General features: G+C 41.4%; 7 protein-coding genes. All 7 read left to right on the top strand.

All coding sequences use genetic code 11. The annotated features are described in order from the left end of the window. On the top strand, positions 1–310 hold a 310-nt coding region (locus ABPH35_RS05150), incomplete at its 5' end, for an ISAs1 family transposase (RefSeq protein ID WP_349988132.1). A 133-nt stretch (positions 311–443) separates the two neighbouring features. After that, positions 444–1,340 (top strand): helix-turn-helix domain-containing protein, encoded by an 897-nt coding sequence (locus tag ABPH35_RS05145; protein WP_349988641.1) that lies wholly within the window; start codon positions 444–446, stop codon positions 1,338–1,340. 208 nt (positions 1,341–1,548) lie between these two features. After that, positions 1,549–2,787 carry a Mur ligase family protein gene (locus tag ABPH35_RS05140; protein ID WP_368849638.1) on the top strand — a complete coding sequence of 413 codons (1,239 nt, stop codon included), beginning with the start codon at positions 1,549–1,551 and terminating at the stop codon, positions 2,785–2,787. A 54-nt stretch (positions 2,788–2,841) separates the two neighbouring features. Next, complete coding sequence (locus ABPH35_RS05135) at positions 2,842–2,973, top strand: hypothetical protein (RefSeq protein ID WP_368849637.1); 132 nt, start codon at positions 2,842–2,844, stop codon at positions 2,971–2,973. A 32-nt stretch (positions 2,974–3,005) separates the two neighbouring features. Beyond that, complete coding sequence (locus tag ABPH35_RS05130; RefSeq protein WP_368849636.1) at positions 3,006–4,556, top strand: quinol oxidase; 1,551 nt, start codon at positions 3,006–3,008, stop codon at positions 4,554–4,556. A 152-nt stretch (positions 4,557–4,708) separates the two neighbouring features. Continuing rightward, positions 4,709–6,919 carry an anaerobic ribonucleoside-triphosphate reductase gene (gene nrdD, locus ABPH35_RS05125; protein ID WP_349988637.1) on the top strand — a complete coding sequence of 737 codons (2,211 nt, stop codon included), beginning with the start codon at positions 4,709–4,711 and terminating at the stop codon, positions 6,917–6,919. Then, positions 6,897–7,037, top strand: coding sequence for a hypothetical protein (locus tag ABPH35_RS05120; protein WP_349988636.1), 141 nt, complete (start codon positions 6,897–6,899; stop codon positions 7,035–7,037). Before nrdD ends, ABPH35_RS05120 begins: the two co-directional genes overlap by 23 nt. Positions 7,038–7,140 lie beyond the last annotated feature (103 nt).

The following is a 7,140-nucleotide window of genomic DNA, read 5'->3' as shown; positions in this document are numbered from 1 at the left end:
GACCAAGAGTAGTCAAGAGGGTGAAGAAACACGCTACTTTATCTTGAGTAGTCAGGTTAGTGCGAAGGAATTATGCGACTATGTACGAGGTCATTGGCAGATAGAGAGTATGCATTGGTTATTAGATATTGTTTTTCGAGAAGATGCGAATAAAACTTTGAACAAGCAGTTAGCGTTTAATTTGAATGTGATGGACAAATTCTGCCTAGCTGTCCTAAAACGGTTGGATTTTGGAAAGAAAATGAGCATGCGTCGTAAGAAATATGTCCTTAGTCTATCCTTTGACCAGTATTTAAAACGATTACTTTAAATCAAAAAAGTGTTTGAGGTAGAAAAAAGCCGAAGACCGTTTCATGCGTTTGTCGTGATGTGTGGCGGAAAAATATTGAAAAATGCCTGATATTTTTGTATAATAATTGGTATGTTAAAATGGAGGTGACGATGTGGATAATAAAGAATTTGGAGCCAAAGTTCGACGATTGCGGGAAAAGTTAGGCCTCACTAGAGAGCAGTTTTGTGAAGATGAAGTTGAATTGACCGCCCGACAGCTGATGCGGATAGAAGCTGGACAGTCTAAGCCAACATTGAGTAAAATTACCTTCATTGCGCGACGTTTGGGCATGACTCTCTATCAATTGATGCCAGACTATGTTGAATTGCCTGCTCGTTATACAAAGCTAAAACACGATGTGCTGCGTGTGCCTACATACGGGAAGCCCGAATTAGTAGAGAAGCGAGATGCTCTATTGGCAGAAATCTATGATGAGTTCTATGACAGTTTGCCAGAGGAAGAAAAGATTGCGATAGACGCCTTTCAGTCAGCAATCGATATTTCAGAGACGCAAACAGCAAGTTTTGGGCAGGAAATTATTGATGAATACTTTTTTCAAATTCGCCAGAAAGAGTCGTATGGAATTAATGATTTGTTAATTATACGGCTCTATATTGAGCGTGCAAAATATTGGCAGCAAGAAGGGCTGGCTCCAGATCTTTTTGAGTTACTAGACAGTTTAATCAATCAAATAGATGTCGTGGTGGCAGAAGATTTATTTGTTCTGCGTGATGTTTTAATGGGCTCAATAGGTACCTTGGGGAGAATGGGGAAATACGAACATTTCCCTAAAATATTCGACGCTTTGGATGAAATCATGAGGATGAATCAGGATTTTCAGAAGAAACCAATTTTGAGTATGCTAAAATGGAAATACGAGCTATTCCATACAAGAAATAGGGAACAAGCAGAGTTTTATCACGAGGAAGCAATCAGTTTTGCCCAGTTGATTGGGAATACATTTCTTGCAGAGCGATTGGAAGCAGAATGGCAAGAAAATATTACTTAATGAGACAAAATTGTCCTGTTGGAAAAAGGGGTAATCTTATATACTAGACTTATCAAAAAGATAAGGAGATATGAGATGTTTAAATTTTTAAGTGTGATTGGAATTTTTGGAGAAGGATGGCCAGGACCATGGTGGGATTTTTAATCCTACCTTTTTCTTTTGATTTTTTAGGGGAAACTTGATAGGATAGGGGTGATTGGAGGATAGGATGACGTTAGAAAAATGGCTCAATGAGAAGCAGGGCAGGCACTATCGCTATAAGATGGAGAAGGTGCGGTATGCATTGGATTTGCTAGGACACCCAGAGAAGGGCTTGCCTGTGGTTCACGTGGCAGGTACGAATGGGAAGGGTTCGACTATTGCATTTTTGAGAAGCCTGTTGGAGGGACATAACTTACGTGTGGGAACGTTTGTATCACCGCACTTGGTAACGGTGCACGACCGCATCTGTATCAATGGACAGCCGATTGCTGCAGATGATTTTCAGAAGTTGCTTGAGCGTGTTTTTCAGCTGGAGAAAGCAGTTGAACAGATCTATGAGCCGTTTCGCTACTTTGAAGTGCTGACGCTAGTGATGCTACTCTATTTTCAGGCGCAGCAGCCTGATATTGCCTTGATTGAGGTAGGAATCGGGGGATTACTGGATACAACCAATGTGGTGGAACCTTTAATGAGTATTATCACCTCTATCGGTCTCGATCATCAGGATTTATTAGGAAATAATCTAGCTAAGATTGCGGTGCAAAAAGCGGGTATCATAAAGGAGAATACGCCTATTATACTGGGACCGGTGCCTGATGTTGCTTTGCAAGTTTGTAAGGAAAAAGCAAGATTCTATCACGCACCACTCTACTACGAGGGACAAGATTTTAGTTTGTCGAATGGTCAATTTCACAATCATAACTGGCGGATAGAAGGACTCGAATTAGGGCTAGTTGGAGGACATCAAGAAGAAAATGCGGCGCTAGCGTTGCAAGCTTTTTATCTTTTGATGAACCATCAAGATGTCCATATTGACCGAGCAGAAGTTTTGAAAGCCTTGAAAAACACCCAGTGGGCTGGGCGACTAGAACGGATCGGCATCACAAATCGGATGTACTTAGATGGCGCACATAATTTGCCAGCGATTGAACGGTTGGTCGATTTTATCCAGTCTCAGCAGTGGAATAAGGTAACGATTTTATTTTCAGCTTTGAAACGAAAAGACTTTCGAGCAATGCTGGATTCTATTTGCGAACGGCTACCGGAAGCTCGCTTGATTTTAACGAGCTTTGCCTATGACGGAGGGATAGACGAGATAGATGTACCTAAAGGAATACCCTATATAGCGGATTATGGCCAATTCATTCGAGAATGGGAGTGCCAGTCGCTTGATGGGGACATGCTGATCATAACCGGCTCTCTCTACTTTATCTCAGAAGTCAGAAAAACGATCGGAAAAAACTGAAAGTTGTTACCATTACTGGCTGACTTTATGCTCCTATTTTTCGAATAAATAGGTATGACACATCAAGAAAAAGAAGCTTTTTTAACCGCATTTCAAGAAGAGGACTATCACACGTTTCATGAAATCGAGCGCTATGTCCAATTGTTGCAGGATAAGATAGAGAATGACAGATGCCGCGCTTTTTGATATAATGAGGTGATTATATTGAGGAGCATCTAATGGCAGAGACAGAAGTAACATACAGTCGTTCAGAAAATTATTCGCAGCATATCAGAGGGGGAAAGCGTAGACGGCATTCGCGCCAGGAACGGATTCCGTACAATCAATCGTTCAACGATCGGTTATTGCCAACAAGGGTGTGGCCAGCCTTTCTTTGGAGTCTGGTTGTAAGCGCTCTTAGTGTTGCCAATCCCTACCTAATACAGTTAGCAACCAATTTGCAGTCCCAAGATCTTTACGCTGGTATGGCGATGCAGGCGGGACAAAGTCCTTACGGACAATTTTTTGGAACGAGTGGTGTTCTTTATTATCTAGTCACGTATGTCGGATCCTTTTTCGGTACGACGATTGGGTTGGCTGGGTTGCAGTTTATCGCTTTGCTAATAGCAGGCACTTATTTCTATAAAATTGCTGCTTATTTTAGTAATTCAGCACAGGCAGCTAGGAGTTTGCAGCATTGGTTTTATCTCTTTATTTTGGCGCTTAATTTTGGTGGCATCCAGGCTAGTTTATTCGTCTTGCCCGTCCTGTTCACTAGTTTGTGGTTGCTGATTCGCTATTTTGAACATGCTGTACGAGATGAAGCCTTTATTTTGTATGGAATTGATGCAGCAATTGCTTTTATGGTCTATCCAAAAAGTAGTTTACTGTGGGTTGTATCTGTACTTGTTCTCTTAGTTTACAATGCGACACATCGCCAGATTGCAAGAGGGATTTACCAGGCTTTAGCCACTATATTTGGTTTTTTATTGGTTGTTTATTCGATTGGGTATTATACTTTTGAGGCTCAAATTTTAGGTTCTGCAATCCGCCAGACATTTTTATATGAGTTAGGCTTGAATTTTAGCTATGATGGCATTCTATGGACAATTGCTCAAATAGGTATTTTCCTTGCTCTATCAGGTTTTTTGAAGCATTTTCTACAGACCATAGGATCGTTAGGACAGGGACGCCATACCTATGTAAAGGTTATTGTGCTGTTAACGTTTTTTGTGCAGCTATTCTTTGTTTTGGCAAGTGGGCATTTTGTAATTAGTCAGCTGGTCTTGTTCCTGCCTTATGGCTTTATTATGTCTTTAGTACACTACATGCCTGAAGAAGAGGAAGACGATGAATTTGACGATGATGAGGCATATTCCTATCTTCAATCAAGCCTTTATTTGCCTGTTTTTCTTTGTTTATTGATATTCTTACAGCCTGCCATGACATATTTTGTTGAAGAGGATTTGACTAAAGAGCGTGAGAGTGTGGCTCGCTATATTCGTAATAATTCCCAGCGTTCTGATCTGGTATATGCTTGGGATGATAGTGCTCAAATTTATCTTCAGAGCAAGCGATTGTCAGCTGCAGCGATTATAACACCGACGCCCTATTTGGATACGAAATCGAATCAGGATAATCTGACCTTTGATTTAAATAAAAACAAAGCCCGCTATGTCGTGGTCAATCATCAAGTTGCTATGCTGGATAGTGTTCAAGCTAATTTGGAGGCAAATTATGAAAAAGTAGATTTAGGGACAGGGCGCTTCAGCTTGTATGAGAAAAAATAATGAAAATGATTGTGTAAGCAATCATTTTTTATTGCCTAAGTGAAACTATATATTGTGTTTTTTGTAAAAAAACAAGAAAAACCATACCAGATGTTGATTTTGTTTTTGTGAAGTGATACACTATAGAAAGATAGAAAAAGGGAGAATATGAAATGGTAGTACAAGTAGAGCGAATGATTGTGCCAGAAATTCTTGTTCTAAAACGCGATGGGCGGACGGTAACATTTGATGCAGGAAAGATTTTTTCTGCTCTTAGTCGTGCCAATGCCGAGCTAGAGCAACCTTGTTCGGAAGCGAAGATTACCCAAGTAGTCCAAGCTGTCCTCGAAGAAATTGATCGTCGTTTTCATCAGGATATTCAGATTTATGAGATTCAGACCATTGTTGAACAAGAATTGCTGAAGGCACACTTGTACGAATTGGCAGAAGTCTATATTCAGTATCGAACCAGACGTGATTTTAAGCGCCATCAGGCGATGGACATCAATTTTTCCATTGAAAAACTCTTGAAAAAAGACCAAACGGTGGTCAACGAAAACGCCAATAAGGATAGCGAGGTCTTTAATACCCAACGCGATTTGACAGCAGGAATTGTCGGAAAATCGATTGGTCTCAAACTCTTGCCAGCTCATGTGGCAAATGCTCATCAAAAAGGGGATATTCATTTCCATGATTTGGATTATAGTCCCTATACACCAATGACCAACTGTTGTTTGATTGATTTTAAGGGGATGCTGGCAAATGGCTTTAAAATTGGAAATGCAGAAGTGGAAAGTCCCAAGTCTATTCAGACAGCGACAGCTCAGATTTCGCAAATTATCGCGAATGTCGCTTCAAGCCAGTATGGTGGTTGTACAGCAGATCGTGTGGATGAGTTGTTAGCGCCCTATGCAGAATTGAATTATCATAAGCATTTGTGCGATGCCAGTCAATGGGTATTGGCTGAAAAGCAGGAAGAGTATGCGCGTGAAAAGACAAAAAAAGACATCTATGATGCCATGCAGTCTTTGGAATATGAGATTAACACCTTGTTTACTTCAAATGGGCAGACGCCCTTTACTTCCTTAGGCTTTGGTCTTGGAACATCTTGGTTTGAACGGGAAATTCAAAAAGCGATTTTACAGATTCGGATCAAGGGATTGGGGAGTGAAGAGAGGACAGCTATTTTTCCAAAGTTGATTTTCACCTTGAAACGTGGTTTGAACTTAGAAGAAGGCAGTCCGAACTATGACATCAAGCTCTTAGCCTTAGAATGTGCAACCAAGCGCATGTACCCTGATATCTTGTCTTATGATAAGATTAAGGAATTGACGGGGTCATTCAAAGCGCCGATGGGCTGTCGCTCGTTCTTGCAGGGCTGGTTGGATGAAAATGGTGAAGAAGTCAATTCTGGTCGCATGAATCTTGGCGTGGTGACCCTCAATCTACCGCGGATTGCGATGGAGTCTGGCGGTGATGTGGAGACGTTTTGGGCTATTTTTGAGGAGCGAATGGCGATTGCTAAGGATGCCTTGGTTTATCGCTTACACCGTGTCATGGAGGCTCGTCCAGCCAATGCTCCTATTCTGTACCAATACGGAGCCTTTGGGCAACGCTTGGGCAAAGACGATGAAGTCGGGCAGCTATTTACCAAGCGTAGAGCAACAATTTCCTTGGGCTATATCGGTCTTTATGAAGTTGCTACGGTCTTCTATGGCAGTGAATGGGAAGGAAATCCAGCTGCGAAAGAGTTCACGCTTGACATTATTCGTGTTATGAAAGAATGTGTCGGTACTTGGTCGGATGAATACGATGTTCATTTTTCAATCTATTCAACGCCGTCTGAGAGTTTGACGGATCGTTTTTGTCGCTTGGATCGGGAAAAATTTGGCTTGGTCAAGGATATTACGGATAAGGAATATTACACCAATTCTTTCCATTATGATGTTCGGAAAAATCCTACACCGTTTGAAAAATTAGAATTTGAAAAGGCTTATCCAGAAGCAGGTGCGACAGGTGGCTTTATCCACTATTGTGAATATCCTGTTTTGCAGCAAAATCCGAAGGCATTGGAGGCTGTGTGGGACTTTGCCTATGACCGCGTGGGTTATTTGGGGACCAATACACCGATTGATCGCTGTTATAAGTGTCATTTTGAAGGTGATTTTACACCGACTGAGAGGGGCTTCAAATGTCCAAACTGTGGCAATAGGGATCCTAAAACGGTCGATGTGGTCAAGAGAACCTGTGGGTATTTAGGAAATCCGCAGGCAAGACCAATGGTCAATGGACGGCATAAGGAAATCGCTGCGCGTGTGAAACACATGAACGGCTCAACCATCAATAGAGAAGGAGAAAAAGATGGGAAAATACCAACTAGATGATAAGGGGAAGGCCCTTGTTGAACGCTACCATGAAAAACATTCGAAAGGTGGCATGACTAAAAAAGACAAGACTGCCCAGTTGCGGGAACAGTTTTTGAAAAAAACAAGAGAAATATAGTGGATTGAGAAAGGAATAGGACAAGGCAAGGAGCTGCAGATAGAACTGAAGTTCATCAAAGCGACTTAACGATGTCCTAACCTTTATTCCATTCACTATAATA

Source organism: Streptococcus handemini, assembly GCF_040984445.1.
Classification (GTDB): Bacteria; Bacillota; Bacilli; order Lactobacillales; family Streptococcaceae; genus Streptococcus; species Streptococcus handemini.
This window is presented reverse-complemented; position numbering and strand designations above follow the sequence as displayed.